The organism is Candidatus Accumulibacter phosphatis (assembly GCF_012939955.1).
Lineage (GTDB): Bacteria > Pseudomonadota > Gammaproteobacteria > Burkholderiales > Rhodocyclaceae > Accumulibacter > Accumulibacter delftensis.
Map to the genome: position 1 here is coordinate 110,279 of NZ_SPMY01000025.1, position 17,462 is coordinate 127,740.

At 63.7% G+C, this 17,462-nt stretch carries 16 protein-coding genes and 1 pseudogene; 8 read left to right on the forward strand and 9 right to left on the reverse strand.

Annotation, left to right across the window (positions count from 1 at the left end):
- Positions 1-61 precede the first annotated feature (61 nt).
- Genes E4Q23_RS09810 through pelG form a run of 5 tightly spaced genes read left to right on the forward strand, consistent with a single transcriptional unit; the run spans position 62 to position 5,846 of the window.
- Positions 62-598: a penicillin-binding protein activator LpoB gene (locus E4Q23_RS09810; RefSeq protein WP_169066470.1), complete on the forward strand. Its 537-nt coding sequence runs from the start codon at positions 62-64 to the stop codon at positions 596-598.
- 14 nt (positions 599-612) lie between these two features.
- Positions 613-1,989, forward strand: a complete 1,377-nt coding sequence (locus tag E4Q23_RS09815; protein ID WP_169066471.1) for a PelD GGDEF domain-containing protein — start codon at positions 613-615, stop codon at positions 1,987-1,989.
- Positions 1,949-2,947, forward strand: coding sequence for a hypothetical protein (locus E4Q23_RS09820; protein ID WP_169066472.1), 999 nt, complete (start codon positions 1,949-1,951; stop codon positions 2,945-2,947). The genes E4Q23_RS09815 and E4Q23_RS09820 overlap by 41 nt, the downstream gene beginning before the upstream one ends.
- Entirely contained in the window at positions 2,944-4,476 is a 1,533-nt protein-coding gene (gene pelF, locus E4Q23_RS09825) for a GT4 family glycosyltransferase PelF (protein ID WP_169066473.1), read from the forward strand. The genes E4Q23_RS09820 and pelF overlap by 4 nt, the downstream gene beginning before the upstream one ends.
- Positions 4,476-5,846 carry an exopolysaccharide Pel transporter PelG gene (gene pelG / locus E4Q23_RS09830; RefSeq protein ID WP_169066474.1) on the forward strand — a complete coding sequence of 457 codons (1,371 nt, stop codon included), beginning with the start codon at positions 4,476-4,478 and terminating at the stop codon, positions 5,844-5,846. Before pelF ends, pelG begins: the two co-directional genes overlap by 1 nt.
- Positions 5,847-6,479: 633 nt before the next feature.
- Here the strand turns inward: pelG and E4Q23_RS09835 are convergent.
- The 7 genes and pseudogenes from E4Q23_RS09835 to E4Q23_RS09865 form a co-directional block, all read right to left on the reverse strand.
- Positions 6,480-6,779 (reverse strand): BrnA antitoxin family protein, encoded by a 300-nt coding sequence (locus E4Q23_RS09835; protein ID WP_169066475.1) that lies wholly within the window; start codon positions 6,777-6,779, stop codon positions 6,480-6,482.
- Positions 6,763-7,032, reverse strand: coding sequence for a BrnT family toxin (locus tag E4Q23_RS09840; RefSeq protein WP_169066476.1), 270 nt, complete (start codon positions 7,030-7,032; stop codon positions 6,763-6,765). Before E4Q23_RS09840 ends, E4Q23_RS09835 begins: the two co-directional genes overlap by 17 nt.
- Positions 7,033-7,422: 390 nt before the next feature.
- Positions 7,423-8,586, reverse strand: a complete 1,164-nt coding sequence (locus E4Q23_RS09845; protein ID WP_423753336.1) for an IS91 family transposase — start codon at positions 8,584-8,586, stop codon at positions 7,423-7,425.
- 9 nt (positions 8,587-8,595) lie between these two features.
- Positions 8,596-9,535, reverse strand: a pseudogene (locus E4Q23_RS23780) (tyrosine-type recombinase/integrase).
- Between the two features lie 332 nt (positions 9,536-9,867).
- Complete coding sequence (locus E4Q23_RS09855; protein ID WP_169066478.1) at positions 9,868-10,074, reverse strand: type II toxin-antitoxin system HicB family antitoxin; 207 nt, start codon at positions 10,072-10,074, stop codon at positions 9,868-9,870.
- Positions 10,075-10,267: 193 nt separating this feature from the next.
- Complete coding sequence (locus tag E4Q23_RS09860; RefSeq protein WP_169066479.1) at positions 10,268-10,744, reverse strand: DUF1330 domain-containing protein; 477 nt, start codon at positions 10,742-10,744, stop codon at positions 10,268-10,270.
- A 391-nt stretch (positions 10,745-11,135) separates the two neighbouring features.
- Positions 11,136-11,765 (reverse strand): DUF3306 domain-containing protein, encoded by a 630-nt coding sequence (locus tag E4Q23_RS09865; RefSeq protein WP_336511657.1) that lies wholly within the window; start codon positions 11,763-11,765, stop codon positions 11,136-11,138.
- Positions 11,766-12,025: 260 nt separating this feature from the next.
- Between E4Q23_RS09865 and E4Q23_RS09870 the strand changes: the two genes are divergently transcribed.
- The 3 genes from E4Q23_RS09870 to E4Q23_RS09880 all read left to right on the forward strand — a co-directional run bounded on the left by E4Q23_RS09870 (position 12,026) and on the right by E4Q23_RS09880 (position 14,607).
- Positions 12,026-12,910, forward strand: coding sequence for a formate dehydrogenase accessory sulfurtransferase FdhD (locus E4Q23_RS09870; protein WP_169066481.1), 885 nt, complete (start codon positions 12,026-12,028; stop codon positions 12,908-12,910).
- Positions 12,907-13,533, forward strand: a complete 627-nt coding sequence (mobA, locus tag E4Q23_RS09875) for a molybdenum cofactor guanylyltransferase MobA (RefSeq protein ID WP_169066482.1) — start codon at positions 12,907-12,909, stop codon at positions 13,531-13,533. Before E4Q23_RS09870 ends, mobA begins: the two co-directional genes overlap by 4 nt.
- A gap of 369 nt (positions 13,534-13,902) precedes the next feature.
- A complete protein-coding gene (locus E4Q23_RS09880) occupies positions 13,903-14,607 on the forward strand; it encodes a YhcB family protein (protein ID WP_169066483.1) in 705 nt (234 codons plus the stop codon).
- 236 nt (positions 14,608-14,843) lie between these two features.
- Here the strand turns inward: E4Q23_RS09880 and E4Q23_RS09885 are convergent, their stop codons facing one another.
- Both E4Q23_RS09885 and E4Q23_RS09890 read right to left on the reverse strand, forming a co-directional pair.
- A complete protein-coding gene (locus tag E4Q23_RS09885; protein WP_169066546.1) occupies positions 14,844-16,184 on the reverse strand; it encodes a sodium-dependent transporter in 1,341 nt (446 codons plus the stop codon).
- A 218-nt stretch (positions 16,185-16,402) separates the two neighbouring features.
- Positions 16,403-17,458: a Leu/Phe/Val dehydrogenase gene (locus E4Q23_RS09890; RefSeq protein WP_169066484.1), complete on the reverse strand. Its 1,056-nt coding sequence runs from the start codon at positions 17,456-17,458 to the stop codon at positions 16,403-16,405.
- Positions 17,459-17,462 lie beyond the last annotated feature (4 nt).

Consider the following 17,462-nt stretch of genomic DNA (forward strand, 5'->3'; position numbering starts at 1 on the left):
ACGCATTGAACCCATTGAACACCTTGAACAGATTGAACCGCTTGACCACAGGAGACGCCCCATGAAACGCATCGTCCAAGGCTTTGCCGCACTGGCAGCGATTCTGCTGCTCGCGGCTTGCAGCACGCTCGACAGCAGCGAGCCACCCGCCGTCAGCAGGCAGGCCGCGTGGGTGTTGCTGCCTTTCGCCAACCTCACCGAAACACCGCTGGCCGGCAGTCGGGCGGAGGCGGTGGCCGAGGGTGTGCTGCGCGCGCAGGGCATCGCCAAGCTGCGCCGCTACCCGGCAGCCTTGCAGCAGGAAGCGCTTTTTGAAGCGGGTGATCGCCGGCAGGCCGAGGCGGCGCTCGAATGGGCGCGGGCGGAAGGGGCGCGTTACGCGCTTAGCGGCAGCGTCGAAGAGTGGCGCTACAAAGTCGGTGTCGACGGCGAGCCTGCCGTGGGCATCGCCGTGGCGATCATCGACGTGGCCAGCGGGGAAACCCTGTGGAGCGGTGTCGGGGCCAAGGCCGGCTGGAGTCGCGATTCGCTGGCAGCCGTTGCCCAGCAGTTGCTGCGCAAGCTGATCGGCGATGGCCTTTCGGCGCGCAAGGACTGAGCGGAGGAAGCACTTTGGCCGTCAAGGATAGCCTGCTCCGCCACCTCGCTCCCTTCGGCAAGCCCTGGGCGGTCGCCGGAGAAACCGCGATACTGCCCTTGCTGGCAGTCGCCATCGGCATCTGGGTAAATCCGCTCGACCCGCTGTGGATCAACGCCGGTTTTCCGTGGGTGTGGTTCGCTCCGGTCATTCTTGCCATGCGCTACGGTCCCTTTCCCGGCCTGGGAGGGGCGGCTGTGCTGCTCCTCGCCTGGCTCGCCTTCAACGCCTCCGGCTGGGTTGTCGGTGAGTTCCCGAAACTGAATTACCTCGGCGGCCTGATCCTGGTCATGCTTGCCGGCGAGTTTTCCAGCGTCTGGCTGGCACGTGCCCGGCGCGCCGAGGGCGTCCAGGCCTACCTCGACCAGCGGCTGGAATACCTGACCCACCAGCACTACCTGCTGCGCCTGTCGCACGATCGTCTGGAGCAGGATCTGATTGGCCGCCCAATGGCCATGCGTGATGCGCTGGCGAGCTTGCAGTCGCTGATTCGCGAGCAAGGCGCTGCCGCCGCCTCGCCCCTGCCCGGTGCGCAGGGCTTGTTGCGCCTGCTGGCACAATACTGCCAACTGGAAATCGCCACCATCCATGCGGCAAGCGACGGGGAAATCACGGCCGAGCCGGTGGCGACCATCGGCCAGGGTCAGAACAATGGCCAACTCGATGCCGACGATCCTCTGCTCCGCGAGGCCATTGAGGCAGGCACGCTGTCGCACCTGGCCGCCGCGCTGGCCGCTGGTAGCTCGCCCAGTACTTATGCCATAGCCGTACCCATGATCACTTTTGATGAGCAACTGATCGGTGTGCTGGCCGTTGAGCGCGTCCCTTTCTTCGCGCTCGGCGAAGAAATGTTGCAGACCCTGAACCTGCTCGTCAGCTACTACGTCGATGGGCTCGACGAGCGCAAACTGGCGGCCGAGATCCAAAGCGAATTCCCGGCCTGTCCTGACGATTTTGCCGCCGAGCTGCAGCGCCTGTGGCGTGTCCGGCAGGGCTCGCTGAGCAGCAGCATCATCACCGTTCTCGAATTCCTGCCGCGCCCGGAGCTCGACTATCTGGCCCTGCAGATTGGCCGCCAGCGTCGTGCCCTGGACGTCAGCTGGCTTATCGACTCGCCGCAACGAAAAGTATTGGTGACCCTGATGCCCCTGGCCGGTGCGGCGGCGGCAGAAGGTTATATCGCCCGCATCGAGGAGTGGGTTCGCCAAAAGAGCGGCTGCACGCTGAGCGAGGCCGGTGTTTTCCCGCACCTCCTGCCGATCGACGAAACAGCACCGCTGCCGCTGCTTGAGCAGCTGTTCGAAATCTGCAATGTTCCAGCCGAAGCTCGCTCTCGCCGCGCTGACGCTTGAGGCGGCCGCCTGGGCCGCCTTGCTGCTCGGCAGCAGCAGCGATGCTGCGCTGCTCGCCTATCTTGGCGCGCATGCTGCCGCCAGCTTCCTGCTCGCCCGTGTGGCGATCGTCTTCCTGCCCGCCAGCGGCAAGCGAGTACCCGTCCTGCTGCTGCTTGCCGGGACCGGCTTCGCCGTCCCCGTCCTCGGTTTTGTTGCCGTCATCCTCGGCGTTGTAATGCTTCATTCCCTGCCGCCAGCCAAAGCTGAAAGCCTTTTCGCGGCGCTCTCCCTGCCGGAACTGGACTCCCGCCAGCGCGCCGGCAAGGGTTTCCGTCAGGCCGGCATGCGCTCTTTCATCAGTAATCAACGCGCCCCCGTGGCGGCCCGCCAGCGCGCACTGGTCGCCCTCCAGGAGGTCCCCGGGCACATCGCCTCGCCGCTCTTGCGGGGCGTGCTCACGGATGCCTCCGAGGATATCCGCCTGCTCGCCTACGGCATGCTCGACAGCAAGGAGAAGGTGATCAACGACGACATCCACCGCGCCTCGCAAAGCTATCAGACGGCAGCGGCAGGTAGCGCTGCCCGCGGGGAGGCCGCCGCACGGCTCGCCGACCTCTATTGGGAGCTTGTCTATCAGGAACTGGCACAGGGGGATTTGCGCACACACGCCCTGCGCGAGTCGCTGCGCTTCACGCAGATGGCTCTCGCCGCTGCCGGCGAATCGGCCGCTGATGCCGCCCTGCACCTGCGCCACGGCCGCCTCTTGCAGGCCCTGCAGCAGCCGGAGGAAGCCCGCCTGGCCTACGCCCGGGCGCTGGCGCTGGGTATGCCGAAAACCCGTATCGTGCCCTATCTCGCGGAAGTGGCTTTCGCCACCGGGGACTACGACGAGGTGCGCGCCCTGATGGGCGATCTCGACAACTGGCAGTCCCTGCCGCGCCTGCAGCCAGTGATCGCCTACTGGAGCCGGACGTGACTTTCCCGCAGGCTCGCCAGGCCGACATCGCGCTGCTTCTCGAAGGAACCTTTCCCTATGTCAGCGGCGGGGTGTCGAGCTGGGTCGACCAGATCATCCGTGCCTTCCCCGAACTGCGCTTTGCCATCGTCTTCATCGGCAGCCGTCGGGAAGACTACGAGGACATGAAATACCGCTTGCCGGACAACGTCGTTCATCTCGAGGCTCACTACCTGTATGACTTCGTCGCCCATGCTGAAAAGCCGAAACCCCGTCGCGGCAGCGCCAATGCCTTCGCCCGTGCCGACCGCCTTCACGAGGCTTTCCTGCGCGACGACGCAGCGGCTGGCGCCTGCGCTGCATTCAGCGAACTCATTCGTGACCTGATGCCCGGCGGCCGCCTGCCGGAAGCTGATTTTCTGCATAGCGAGGAGGCCTGGCGCATCATCAGCGACCGCTATCGCAAGAATTGCACCGATCCCTCTTTCGTCGATTACTTCTGGACCGTGCGCATGATGCATGCCCCGCTCTGGAAGCTCGCCCGTGTCGCCCATGAGCTGATCCCGGTGCAGGCTTTCCATGCCGTCTCCACGGGTTATGCCGGGCTGCTCGGCAGCATGCTTCGGCGGACGCGAGAGCGGCCGCTGATTCTCTCCGAACACGGCATCTACACCAAGGAACGCAAGATCGACCTGTTCAAGAGCGAGTGGATTCGCGACAACCGCAACATCTTCCAGCGCGACCCGACCGAACTCTCCTACTTTCGCCAGATGTGGATCCGCTTTTTCGAATGGCTGGGACGACTCTGCTACGACTCGGCCGATCCGATCATCGCCCTTTACGAAGCCAACCGGCTGCGCCAGGTGGCCGACGGAGCACTGGCCGAGCGGACCTGCAACGTCCCCAACGGCATCAGTCTGCAGCGTTTCGCACCGCTGCGCGCCCTGCGCCCGGAAACGCCGCCGCCGGTACTGTGCCTGATCGGGCGCGTGGTGCCGATCAAGGACGTGAAGACCTTCATCCGCGCCATGCGCCGGGTGGCGAACCAGATGCCGGCGGCGGAAGGCTGGATCGCCGGGCCGGAGGACGAAGATCCCGCCTACGCCGAGGAGTGCCGCCATCTCGTTGCCAGCCTGGGCCTTGCCGACAAGGTGAAGTTCCTCGGTTTCCAGAAGGTCGAGGAGCTCCTGCCGAAGATCGGCCTGACCATTCTCTCGTCGATCAGCGAAGCGCTGCCCCTGGTCATCCTTGAAGGCTACGCCGCCGGCGTTCCCACCGTCTCCACCGACGTCGGCTCCTGCCGGCAACTGATCGAAGGGCTGGACGGCGACGACCGCCGACTGGGGGTTTCCGGCGCGGTCGTCAACATCGCCGAGCCGCAGGCGCTGGCCGACGCCGCCCTTGAGCTGCTTGGCGACCCGGCGGCCTGGGCGGCCGCGAGCCGGGCAGGAATCGCCCGTGTCGAGCGTTATTACACCGACGACCTGATGTTCGGCGCCTATCGCCGCATCTATCAGCGGGCGCTGGCCGCCACAGGGGCGCAGCACTAATGGCGGGTATCGGCTTCGAACTGCGCAAGCTGCTGAAGAAGGACACGCTGCTCGGCCTGCTGCAGGCCTACACCTTCGCCGGCATCATCGGCTCCGGCCCCTGGGTGCTGTCCATCCTCGGCATCCTGATCATCGGCCTGCTGAGCAGCACGGTGGTCGTGCCTTCGTTCCTGGTGACCCAGTTCCAGACCTCGGTGACTTACCTGATCGCCACCAGCCTGATCCTGACCGGTGGTTTGCAACTCGGCTTCACGCGCTTCGTTTCCGATCGCCTGTTCGAAAACAGGGACGCCATCATCGCCCCGAACCTCAACGGGGTGCTGCTGCTGATCATCCTCGTCGCCTCGGCCGTCAGCATCATCGGCTTGTTCGTACTGCTTCCCGGAACCGGGGTCATTTATCGCATCCTGATGCTCGCCGCTTTCGTCCTGATGTGCGCCATCTGGATCATGACCATTTTCCTGTCCGGAATGAAGCGCTACAAGGCCATCGTCGCGCTGTTCGCCATCGGCTATGCGATCACCGTCTCGCTGGCGCTGCTGTTGCGCTCGTTCGGGCTGGAAGGGCTGATGGCCGGATTCGTCATCGGTCACTGTGTTCTGCTCGCCGGCATGTGGGTCGTGACCATTGGCGAGTTTCGTCCGCGGGAGCTGGTTGCCTTCGATTTCGCCAAACGCGGGGCGATGTTTTCCAGCCTGCTCAGCATCGGTTTCCTCTACAACCTTGGCATCTGGGCCGACAAGTTCATGTTCTGGTTCTTCCCCGACACCTCGGAACCGATCATCGGCGCCCTGCGCGCTTCGCTGATCTACGACCTGCCGGTTTTTCTCGCCTACCTGTCGATCATCCCCGGCATGGCGGTATTCATGTTGCGTATCGAGACCGATTTCGTCGAGTACTACGACAAGTTCTACGGTGCCGTACGCAGCGGCGGTTCGCTGGAATACATCGAGGACATGCGCGACGAAATGGTCTACTCGATCAAGCAGGGGCTGGCCGAAATCGGCAAGATCCAGACCCTCGCCGTGCTCGTGACTTTCGTCGCCGGGCCGCTCCTGCTGAAGGCTCTCGACATTTCCGAGCTTTACTTGCCGTTGCTCTACATTCAGGTCATCGGCGCCAGCCTGCAGGTCGTGCTGCTGTCGGTGCTCAACATCTTCTTCTATCTCGACCAGCGCCGCATCATCCTGCTGCTCTGTGCGGAATTCCTGCTGCTCAACATCCTGCTCACCGGGGTATCACTATGGTGGGGAGCGGCGCTCTACGGCTACGGCTTCGCCCTCTCCGTACTCGTCACCCTGGCCACCGCCCTGGCACTCCTCGACCGCCGCCTGAGCCGGCTGGAGTACGAAACTTTCATGCTGCAATGATTGGTCCCGGCGTGAGGGCATGCGAAGCTTGGCGGGAGTTGGGAGATGGGAGTTGGGAGTTGGCTAGGCGTTTCATGCGTGGGCGAAAGCGTGATGTCTTGTCCGAGCGCCGGATGCGGGAAATCCGCCTGTCCGCTTCGACGAGCAGGATGTGGAAACGGACCGACGGCCAGACTACTTGGGCACCGCCAGACGAAAAGGGGCGGCAACCGACAAGTCGGACCTACCGCTACCGCGCCACATCTCGACCCGCTTTAATCGGCTTTAACGGTCATGACACGTGGAGACACCCCAAATCATGAAAGTCATGACCGTTTCCCTCTTCCCCTGCCCCTTCTCCCGCAAGGGAGAAGGGAGTTTCGTGAGTCGCATACGCGACTTTCACATTAATCCGTTAGGGCTAAGGTTTCCTGCGTAGCTCATCGATAAGGCGATGAACGCCAGCTGAGAACTTATCGACAGGGTTTTGCTGGTAATGGTGGTCCATAGAGGAAATGAACGCTTGGCCTTCACTCTCCTTTTGGTCTGGACCGTAGTAGTCCACAGCTGAAATGTAGCCCAACGTGAAAGCTCAGGGGCGCTGCGCGGCTTTATCGCGCAGCGTTCTCTGGAACGACGGGTTCGGCCACATAGCTATGCGCTACGGGAGTGGCGCGATACGTATTGACGCAGCACACCATCCATGCGTGATTGCCAGCCTTCGCCCGTGGACTTGAAGTAGGCAACGACCTCGGGGCTGTAGCGCACCGATATCAGCAGCTTCTTGTTTTCGGACTTTGGTCGCCCACGCAACGACCTCAAGGGAACCATTGCCTTTAGCTGAGTCGGTGTGAGCGGCTGTGCATCGGGATCGCTTTTTGCTGCCGCAGTAATGGCCTTGTCTTCAGCTGCGGTAGGCATGCGAATGACAGGTCGTTTAGAGACTTTCGACATAGTGCTTTACCTCACGACGATTGGCGCGGCGAAGGCTAATGATTCTTCGCACATTGCCACGATCTACAAAGGCCACGTAGTACAGGATTTCGGTGTTCGGAGCGAGCGCGATCAATCGCATCTCGTTGTACTCGAACCGTTGATCAACCCACATCAGCGCGGCTTCCCAATCGAGTTCGACCGCCATGAGCAAGGACACGCCGTGTTTCGCTTGGTTTGCCTCATCCTTGGCTGGATCGAATTCGATACGCATGCATTACTGTAGCTACAATAATTGTGATTGTCAAACGGGCGGTGGTGCGCGCTTCTATGGGGCCGAACGAATAGCGTTTATCTACCGCCGCAGAAGCGCCCGGTTCGACCGCTGGCGGGTCGCGGCAGATAAACCTTGTTGGACTGAACCGCCGCGCTGGCGGTCGTTATGGGGATTGTAAGGCCGGACGGCCCGAAGGCAATTGTTTGGCATGAAGCCGCCGGGCGGCTAGCTGCCCAACGATAGCCGGCAAAGCTGGCGGAAGATCGACAAGCCGAAGCGCAGCGGGTAAACCCGGGACTCCTGGCACCGATCGGCCGCCAAAAAGGCGAACGACGCTGCGGATGGCAGCGCCACCCGATGGTTTCGGAAGAGAGAAACCGACGCCGATCATCGCGGCGGTCCGCGCGGATTCCGGAGGTTACGTTCTGGCAAGAGGATCGCGACCACGCGAAACTGCCCGATCTTGCAATGCGGGCAGCGCGCGTGCTCGATGTGCGCCACGCGTTGCATGAACTCGTCGACCGACTCGATCACCGCTGCCTGCGGTGGTGGTACAGCGAGCGCGACACGTGCCGCAGCCAATGCGACCTTCTTGCGCGCGGGCGACAGCAAGCCGTAGTGCCGGATACGCTTGAAACCAGCCGGCAGAACATGTTGCAGAAAGCGATCGATAAACTCGGCGCCCGGCACGCGTAGCGTTCGCTTCTTGCCGCTGGCAGAATCGGCGCGGACCCGGAAAAGCACGTCGTTGCCCTCGATACCGACGATCCGCTCGTTGGAAATGGCCACCCGGTGCGTATAGCGCCCGAGGTAATCGAGAACCGCTTCCGGGCCGCCGAGCGGCGGCTTGGCATAGACCACCCAGTCGTGAACGTACAGTCGTTGTCGCAGACGTTGCCAATCGGCCGGCATGGCGACCAGCCCGGGCAAGCGCTCGGCGCTTCGCAAGGCCTCGAGTCCGGCGACGAACTTGCCGCGAAAGACGCGCGACAGCGCGCGCACCGGAAACAGGAAACCCTTCTTCGGCGAGATCCATTCACCGCTTGCCGCCAGCGCCCCGCCGGCTACCAGCGCATGCAGATGGACATGTCGGCCGAGATCCTGCTTCCACGTGTGCAGCACCAGCGAGAACGCCGACACGCCGCCCAGATGTCGCGGGTTGGCGGCGAACTCGGTAAGCGTTGCCGACACCGCGGCGAACAGCGTCTCATAGAGCGGCCGTGGTGCGGCGGCAATCAGGCCATTGAGGTCGTGCGGCAGCGTGAACACCAGGTGAAAGTAAGGCACGGGCAGCACTTCACGCCGTCTTGCGGCGACCCAGGCCTCCTTCGCCCGGGTCTGGCATTGCGGGCAGTGCCGGTTCCTGCACGAATGATAGACGTGCCGGGTCGTCCCGCAGTGGTCACAGGTTTCGACGTGACCGCCGAGGATCGCCGTGCGGCAGGCCAGGATCGCACGCCAGACACGGGCTGCCCCGCGCGCCAAAGGCTTACTGGCGAGGTAAGCCTGGCCGAAGGTGGCCAACACCCCGGCCAGGCCGGCCGCTTTCACCGGCGTCGGTCAGGTGGGCGTGAGCAGTTCGAGTGGTGAGGTGGTACCGGTCAGGCGCGTGCGCGCCAGATGAAAGTAGCGCATCGTCGTGCTGACGTGGCCGTGTCCCAGCAGACGCTGGATGGTGTGGATATCAACGCCGGCTTCGAGCAGGCGGGTGGCGAAAGCGTGCCTCAAGGTGTGGATGCCGCCGCCCTTGGGCAGACAGGCGGCATCGCGGAGCGAGCAGGCGCTGGACGGTCTGGTCGTAAATCCGACCATCGCCTGCCCGGTTCGGGAAAACCCAGCGCTGCGGTCGGAAGGCGCGCCAGTACAGCCGCAACGAGTCGAGCAAGCGCGGCGAGAGCAGCGTGTAGCGATCCTTGCCGCCTTTACCCTGGCGGACCTTAATGCACATTCGGTCCGGTGCGGATTCGATGTCGGACAGTTCCAAAGTACAGACTTCGGAGAGTCGCAATCCGGCGGCGTACACCGTTTCCAGCAGCGTGCTCTCGCGAAGGGTCTTGCAGTGCGCGAAGAGGCGCGTGACTTCGTCGCGTGACAAGACCAGCGGTAGCCGCTTGGGTACCTTGGCCATCGCAATGTCAAAGCTCGCCGTTTCTCGCCGGAGAACGGTGCCAAACAGAAACCGAAAAGCACAGGCCGCCTGATTGACGCTGGCGTACGCCGGCTTCTTGTCGGTGATCAGATGCAGGAGGTAAGCTTGGATCGCCGCAGCATCCGGTTGGTCCGGCGGCCGCCGATCGTATTTGGCCAGCCCAAGAACACACGCGATATACGATTCGCGCGTGCGGTCGGCAAAGCCGCACAACAACATGGCATCGTTCATCCGCTGGCGTAATTCAGTCATCTCGTTCTCCTCATCAGGATCGGGAACATTCCCAATGACGAAGATTGCATCGATGACGATCAGCACAAACAGTTGCGCCTTCTCAGGACTAACGATCATTGCCGAGCGGGCAGCCACCCCGTATCATGAAACATATTGAGGCGCGGTCTCCTCGCCGACCAAAGTTAGAGGCACCAGGGGTGGTGCTTTACAGAGGCATCAGAGCGGGTCCGCCCGGCTCTTTTCCTGGCATCGCGACGTCATCGTCGGCGATGCTTTTTTTGCGCCCGACGGTTGCGTTGTTTCACATTAACGGTCATGACATGTCGAGACACCCCTGATGATGAAAGCCATGACCCGTTTTCCCCTCTTCCCCCTGACCCTTCTCCCGCGAGGGAGAAGGGAGTTTCGTGAGTCGCTTGCGCGACTTTTTACATTAAACACGCGGCAGATTAGGCATGCGCGGGAACGCTGAACGTTGTTACCAGCGGACGCCCTGGCGCAGGGATGGGAAACTGCGACAGATACAGTTCCGTAGCCTCTTGCAGGTTGGCGATAGCCTCTTCAACGGTTTCACCTTGCGTAGTGGTACCAGTCTCAGGATTCAGGGCAACGTAACCGCCTTCTTCGGCAGGAGTAAGTACCGCGGTCAGTTCCATGGTTTGACTCCGGTGGGGATAGCGTAATTGTCGCTCATTCCGGGTAGTGGTGCCCAACGTAGAGGTGATCGGCGCTGCGCGGCCTTATCGCGCAGCGTCCCTTGGAGCGCACAGTTGGGCTATTGATTAGCATTTAATCCGACCCTGGCCCCTTTTCCGCTTTTCTGAGCCTTTTGCTCGCTCGCGCGGCTGCTCAGTCGCCGCGCAGCTTTCGCGACAGATTGAAAAGCCTCCACTTCATCGGCCCGATGGCTTCGGGCGAGGTCGCACCGTACAAGCGCGAATCGCTGACGGCCGCCGTCCGGTGAAAGAGCGTCGCCTGATAGTCGGGATTGGCGAGCATGCGCTCGAAAGCGCCGCGGCTCGGATACTGCATGATCAGCAGCTCGTCCCAGCGCTCTTCGTCGGGTCCGATCAGGTTGGCGGCCAGCGCACCCCGCCACATCGGTACGCCGCCGACCGCGTTCACCAGCGGAATGGCGAGTTCGGTGTAGCGTTCGTACGCCTGTTTGCCGGTCAGCTTCTCGCTGACCGTTCCCGGTGGATAGTCGGCCCATTCCTTGTAGAGCAGCAGGTTGATCAGGGCGAACGGCTGAGCATCGGGTAGCGCGGCCAATTCGTCCATCGCGCCTGCATTCAAATCACCTCCGTCGAAAACATTCTTGGCCATGCTGTGCTCCTCAGATGTGGGTTTGGAACGTCGCCAAAGCGCTCACGGAAGGCAATCGCCCGCGCATCGCGGCAGAGCAAGCGCCTTGGCCCCAACCACCGCTGATCGCTGCGGCTATGGCGATTGTAAGCCCCGATCGCGCACGGTCAATCGCCTTCCCGGTGCCGCCGGGCAAATTGGCGCCCGCAGACCGGCGCTGCTTGATCGGCAGCCTTTGCCGATCGCCTGACGCGTGCTTGACGAACGACTTCAGCACGGCGACGAATGAAAGCAGCGGCCCGCGAAACAGGCGATCGAAAACCGGCGACGTACCACCGTTTTGGCAGCAAACAACTCAGAACAGATCTTCAGGAACCGGGTTGGCGCGCTTGGGCGCTGACCTCGCCTGCGTTCACTTGGTCACCGCTTTCGGGCGGCACGGCGATCGCCGCTGCGAGTTCCTCTGGCGGCGCAGGGTGGGGGGGCGCTTCGACTTGCAGAGCGCACTCGGCCGCGCCCGGCACGGTGCCGACCAGCGCGCCATCGTCTTCGTTCGAGGACGTGCGTCATGCGCGCTGGCCTGCGCTGGCCGCAGCGCTTGCTGCGGCGTCGTGTCGAGCACTTCACGGGCGTGCCGGAGCAAGGCCAGTTCGTCGCGGGGAAGATCGGGAAGGGCGTTGAAGTCTTCCATGCACACGTCCAGCCCATCGACGATGTTGAAATGTGCTTGCGCGAAGAGTTGGCGCATCGCCTGGCGTTTGAGCGCTTCGGGCACTTTGGCGTGCAGAAAGACACTGAAGTCGTCGGCCAGTGAGAGGGTGGCCGGGTCAGGCAGGGGAATTTCTTCAAGCGCTAGCGGCGCCCGAGCCGCCACCGGCTCCCCGCGCTGCGTGATCCAGCGATTGCCCGCGACCGCCTGGCGGGCGAAGCACACCGCCAGGCGCAGGGCCTCGGCTTCGGCGTCGGCTACGATCTCTTCTCTCATTACCTCTTCCATTTCATTCTCCGCCGGCTGTGCGCGGCTATCCGGGCTAACGGTCATGACATGTCGGGATACCCCGGATCATGAAAATCATGACCGTTACCCCCTCTCACTTGCCGTGCGCATTCCGGCTTGCACGCCGGAATCGTTCGCCGGGCAGCGAGCATGCTCCCTGAATTCCCCGCCTCACCCCGGCCCTTCTCCCGCGAGGGGAGAAGGGAGGTTCGTGAGTCGCTGGCGCGACTTTCGCATTAAGATGCCGCTTCTATGTAAAAGCGCCCGCCCATGCGGCGGCGACGCCGTGTTGACCCTACTCCGCCATGCGTGCTGAAAGCGCTGCTGTTTTCGAAATCCCGCTGAGCGATGCGCCGGACGCAGCGCGGCTGTCGCTCACCCGTGCGCAACGCCCGGCCACGGCCAGCGCCATGGTCATCGATCACCAGGGCCAGTCGCGCGTGGTCGAGGTGCCTGGCGAAAACGCCCTGACGGTGTACCTCGACAAGCAGGAAATCGTCACCCTGATGACTCTCGGTCAGGCGCCGGAGGCCTTGATCATGGGCTATCTGCGCAACCAGCGACTGGTCGAATCGCTCGCCGATCTGCTTAGCGTGCACGTCGATTGGGACGTTGGCGCCTGCGCGGTGCACACGCGCCAGGGCCGGGGCAGCGAACTGGCTGCACGCACGGCCACGCGCATGGCCAAACGCACGGTCACCACCGGCTGCGGGCAGGGAACGATGTTCGGCGACTGGCTCGACGAGCTGCAGCCGCTGCACAGCGAGGCGACGCTGGCGGTGAGCACGCTTGATGCCGCACTGGCGCGGGTCCTGGCGCTGGACACCGTCTACAAGCGCGCCGGTTCGGTGCACGCCTGCGCGCTGCTGCGCAACACGCCCGCGGTGCCGCTGGTCTATCACGTCGAGGACGTCGGGCGGCACAACGCGGTCGATGCCATCAGCGGCCTGATGTGGCTGGACGAAGAAGGCGGGGCCGACAAGATTTTCTACACCACTGGCCGGCTGACTTCGGAGATGGTCATGAAAACGGTGCAAATGGGCGTACCTTTCCTGGTCTCGCGCTCCGGTCTGACGCAGATGGGGCTGTCGATGGCGCAGGAAATGGGCATCACCCTGGTCTGTCGTGCGCGCGTCGGTCGCCATCTCGTCTACTCGCATGGCGAACGCATTAGGCGAGGCGGCGCATGAACCTTGCCCCGATCCCCATCCCGACGATCCCGACGATCCCGATCATCGGCCTGATTCTCGCCGGCGGACAAGGCCGGCGCATGGGCGGCGTCGACAAGGGCCTGGTCGAACTCGACGGCCGGCCGATGATCGCGCAGGTCATCGCCCGCCTGCGCCCACAGGTCGATGTGCTGCTGATCAACGCCAACCGCAACGCCGACACCTACGCGGTGCTCGGCGCGCCGGTCGTCGCCGACCGCCACGCCGGCTTCGTCGGCCCGCTGGCCGGGCTCGATGCGGGCCTGCACCACGCTGGCGAAGATGATCGCGAGGCCTGGGTGCTCACCTGCCCCTGCGATTCGCCGGCCCTTCCGCTCGATCTGGTGGCCCGTCTGCACCGTGCCGTCCTGGCCGCCGGGGCCGATGTGGCCATGGCCCGTGCCGACGGGCAGTTGCAGCCGGTCTTCCTGCTGGCGCACACGCGCAGCGCCGCAGCGCTGGCCGCGTACCTGGCCGGCGGCGAGCGCAAGATCGACCGCTGGGTGCTGGCCCAGAAACACGTGCTGGTGGACTTCGACGGCTGCCCAGAGGCCTTCGCCAACATCAACACCGCCAGCGAACTCGCGCAACAGCAGAAAAAGTGAGGCCGCCGGGCCGGGATAGCAGACTTTGATCAACGCCAACTCGCGCCAGGCAAGGCTGCAGAGGACCGTCGAAAAGACCTTGTGGCCAGTGATGCGGGCGGAATTGCACGCCGCCGGAAAGCCGGAAAAGGCACGCAGGGAACTCGCGAAATAGCGGCTGGCGTGGAATGTTGGCGGGCAAAAAACGCTAGTTTTGACTTCCCGCGCGGTGCGTCTTGCCAAAGGCCGATATACTTCGCCTTGGCGGTGTGCTCTTTTTGAGCACTGAAAACATATCCAGCAAGGCAGCCGTGCCCGCGGCGCAGACGGTCGGCGCATCGACTGAGTTTGCACGCTGGCGCGTCGCCATTCACAGAGGGAGGTCTTGGCATGACGGGCATGACGGAACAGACAATGTGGCTGATCGGTGGGGCGGCAGTGTTTGTCGCGGCCTTAATCGGGTTTTTCGTGGGCCGCAGCCCGCTCGGTGGAAAAACCAAACAAGTTGCGCTTCTGGAGGCGGAAGTGTCGCGCCAGCAGGAAGAAATCGCCGGTTACAAGCGTGATGTCGAGTCGCACTTCGACAAGACCGCAACTCTCGTCGCTTCGATGGCCGGCTCTTACAAGGACTTGTTCGAGCACCTGTCTTCAGGTTACGAACAGCTTTCGAGTGGTTCCGCGCGCCAACTTTTCCGCGACCGGGTGGTGGGTCTGCTGGTGGGCAATGCGGGCGCTACGGCGGCCACGGATGTGACTCCTTCGGACAGGGTATCCGCTGCGCTTATCGCCGCTGGCGCGCAACCGCTTGAACGCGCCTCGATGGGGCAGGCTGAGGGTGCAGCAGCCGAATCCGAGCTGGAAAAGGCCATCGCAGCAGCCACTACTGAGGGTGCTCCGGCGCAGGCCGCGGAGAAGAGCAGTAGCGCAGGCTCGGCAACGCCAGCGGCCAATGCGAGCAAGCCCGATGGCGAAGAGAAAGCAGCAGCGGAAGAGCCGGCCGAGTCTGCGGAGAAGGCGGCTGGAGCTGCCGCTGAAGGTGGCCAGAAGGGCGCCGGGAAGGATGCCGGCAAGGGTGACAGCTCCGCCAGGTCGTGAGTTTATTGCGCTCCCGCGCTCGCTCCCGCTCTCGCTCCCGCTCTCGCTCCCGCTCCTGATCCCCGGGACAGGAAGCGCAGCCGCCCGGGAATCGCCATGCGGGTGAATGAGTGAATGGGTGAATGGGTGAATGCGCGAGGAGCGCACAAGCCAGCCGCTCAATGACCACGCCCGGCACGGGCCGGGCGCGTTCGTCACCTGCATGAGGTCGAAGATGCGCTCGCTGCGCCTGCCGCTCAGAGGCTGGAGATGAAAACCACCAGCACGCCGATCGGGGCCACGAAGCGGGTGATCAGATTCCACAGCACGAAGCCGCCGCTGCTCAGGCCGAGTTCTTCGCGCACGCTCTCGGCTTTGAGGCACCAGCCGACGAAGACGATGGCGCCGAGGGCAGTCAGTGGCAGCAGGAACTTGCTGGTCATCTTGTCGAGCAGGTCGAAGATGTTGTTGCCAAAGATCAGCACATCGCTCCACAGGTTGAACGACAACAGCGCGGCGATGCCCAGCGCCCAGGTGGCGACACCGGCCACCAGCGTCGCGCCGATACGGCTCAGGGGGGTGCGTTCTTCAAGCAGCTCGACCGAGGGTTCGAGCAGCGAGATGGCCGAGGTCAGCGCGGCGAAAGTGAGCAGTGCGAAGAACATCACGCCGAGAAGCAGCCCGCCAGTGACCTTGCCGAAGACCAGCGGCAGGGTGACGAAGACCAGGCCCGGTCCGGCTGCCGGGTCGAGTCCGTTGGCAAAGACGATCGGGAAAATCGCCAGCCCGGCAGCCAGGGCAATCACCGTGTCCATGATCGCCACCGTGCGTGCGGCGCGCAGCAGGTCCACCTGCTGCCCGAGGTAGGAACCGTAGGCAATCATGATGCCCATGCCCAGTGACAGCGTGAAGAAGGCGTGGCCCAGCGCCGCGAGGAGGACCGCGCCGGTGAGTTTGGCGAAGTCGGGCGCGAACAGATAGGCGAGTGCCTGCGCAAAGCCGTCGGAGGCTGCGCCGTAACCGACCATCAGCGCCAGCAGGATGCCCAGAGTCGGCATCAGGATGCGCGACGCGCGTTCGAGGCCGCCGGCAACTCCCATCGCCACCACCCCGACGGTCAGCCCCATGAATACCGTGTGCCAGGTCAGCAAAGTGCCGGGATCGGCCAGCATGTTCGAGAAGGCGGCGTCCGCCGTCTCCTTGCCCATGCCGTTGAAGCTACCGCTGCCGGCATCGATCAGGTAGGACAGTGCCCAGCCGCCGATGACGCTGTAGAAGGAGAGGATCAGGAAGCCGGCCAGGGTACCGCTGACGCCGACCATCACCCAGGCCTTGCTGCGGCCGTTGCTGCGTGCCAGGTCGGCCATGGCGTTGATCGGGTTCTCCTGCGCGCGCCGGCCGATCAACCACTCGGCGACGATGATCGGCAGGCCGATCAGCGCAATGCAGACCAGATAGACGGCGACGAAGGCCGCGCCACCACTCTGCCCGACCATGTACGGGAATTTCCAGATATTGCCCAGGCCAACCGCTGAACCCACTGCGGCGAGCACGAAGCCCATGCGCGACGACCACTGTCCGTGGTGTCCTTTCTTCATCACTGACATGTCTCTCCTTCAATGTGAAAGTCGCGTAAGCGACTCGCGAACCTCCCTTCTCCCCCTGCGGGAGAAGGGCCGGGGGTGGGGCGGGGAATTCAGGGAGCATGCTCGCTGCCCGGCGAACGATTCCGGCGTGCAAGCAGGAATGCGCAGTGCAAGTGAGAGAGGGACGGTCATGACTTTCATCATCCCGGCTATCTCGACTGTCATGACCGTTAGCGCTTGAAGCGCTCTTCGGCAAGCGCGTCAGCCACTTCGCCGGTAGGCCGTGCTTCCTTGTCGGCACGTTCGAAAATCTCCAGCAGCGTGGCGTGGATACCTTCCAAATGACGCAGCAGGGCAGGGCGGTCGAAACCGATCCTTTCGTGATAAATGTCGATGATCCCGCCGGCATTGATCACGTAGTCCGGCGCGTAGAGGATGCCGCGGCGCATCAGCTCGCTGCCGTGGCGCACTTCGGCCAGTTGATTGTTGGCGGCGCCGGCGACGATGCTGGCGCGCAGCTGCGGGATCGTCTCGTCGTTGAGAATGGCGCCCATGGCGCAGGGGGCGAAGACGTCCACGTCGGCGGCGTAGATGGCTTCCGGGGCCAGCGCGCGGGCGCCCAGCTCCTCGCGCGCACGCACCAGGTTGTCTTCATGGATGTCGGCGACCCACAGTTGCGCGCCGGCGTCCGTGAGCTGGCGGGCGAGGTCGAAACCGACGTTGCCGACACCCTGGATGGCGACCCGCAGGCCGTCGAGTGAATCACGGCCGAGCTTGCGCTTGACCGCTGCCCTGATGCCGAAAAAAGTGCCGTAGGCGGTGGCCGGCGAGGGGTCGCCGCTGCGCATGCCTTCGGCCTCGTGCGACGGCTTGTCGATGATGCCGGCGACGTGCGGCGTGCGTTCGGCGAGATATTTCATGTCGGCGACGTTGGTGCCCGAGTCCTCGGCGGCGACGTAGCGGCCGTTGAGCTGGTTGAGCGAGCGCGCGAAGGCGTCGAGCAGGGCCGGCGTCTTGTCGGTGCGCGGATTGCCGATGATCACCGACTTGCCGCCGCCGAGCTGGAGGCCGGCCAGGGCCGATTTGTAGGTCATGCCGCGCGACAGGCGCAGGACGTCGCGGATGGCATCGTCTTCGCTGGCGTAGTGCCACATGCGGCAGCCGCCGAGCGCCGGGCCGAGATTGGAGTTGTGCACCGCGATGATGGCTTTCAGGCCGCTGGCGTCGTCGCTGCAGAAAACCACTTGTTCGTGATCGGCAAAATCACGCAGGGAAAAAACGGACATGGCA

Excerpts from the sequence above, each read along its gene's own strand:
- E4Q23_RS09890 (WP_169066484.1), bottom strand. The coding sequence starts at position 17,458 with ATGTCCGTTTTTTCCCTGCGTGATTTTGCCGATCACGAACAAGTGGTT.
- E4Q23_RS09860 (WP_169066479.1), bottom strand. The coding sequence starts at position 10,744 with ATGGCCAAGAATGTTTTCGACGGAGGTGATTTGAATGCAGGCGCGATG.
- E4Q23_RS09885 (WP_169066546.1), bottom strand. The coding sequence starts at position 16,184 with ATGAAGAAAGGACACCACGGACAGTGGTCGTCGCGCATGGGCTTCGTG.
- E4Q23_RS09835 (WP_169066475.1), bottom strand. The coding sequence starts at position 6,779 with ATGTCGAAAGTCTCTAAACGACCTGTCATTCGCATGCCTACCGCAGCT.
- E4Q23_RS09865 (WP_336511657.1), bottom strand. The coding sequence starts at position 11,765 with ATGACCGTTAGCCCGGATAGCCGCGCACAGCCGGCGGAGAATGAAATG.
- E4Q23_RS09810 (WP_169066470.1), top strand. The coding sequence starts at position 62 with ATGAAACGCATCGTCCAAGGCTTTGCCGCACTGGCAGCGATTCTGCTG.
- mobA (WP_169066482.1), top strand. The coding sequence starts at position 12,907 with ATGAACCTTGCCCCGATCCCCATCCCGACGATCCCGACGATCCCGATC.
- E4Q23_RS09820 (WP_169066472.1), top strand. The coding sequence starts at position 1,949 with ATGTTCCAGCCGAAGCTCGCTCTCGCCGCGCTGACGCTTGAGGCGGCC.
- E4Q23_RS09855 (WP_169066478.1), bottom strand. The coding sequence starts at position 10,074 with ATGGAACTGACCGCGGTACTTACTCCTGCCGAAGAAGGCGGTTACGTT.
- E4Q23_RS09870 (WP_169066481.1), top strand. The coding sequence starts at position 12,026 with ATGCGTGCTGAAAGCGCTGCTGTTTTCGAAATCCCGCTGAGCGATGCG.
- E4Q23_RS09840 (WP_169066476.1), bottom strand. The coding sequence starts at position 7,032 with ATGCGTATCGAATTCGATCCAGCCAAGGATGAGGCAAACCAAGCGAAA.
- E4Q23_RS09880 (WP_169066483.1), top strand. The coding sequence starts at position 13,903 with ATGACGGGCATGACGGAACAGACAATGTGGCTGATCGGTGGGGCGGCA.
- pelG (WP_169066474.1), top strand. The coding sequence starts at position 4,476 with ATGGCGGGTATCGGCTTCGAACTGCGCAAGCTGCTGAAGAAGGACACG.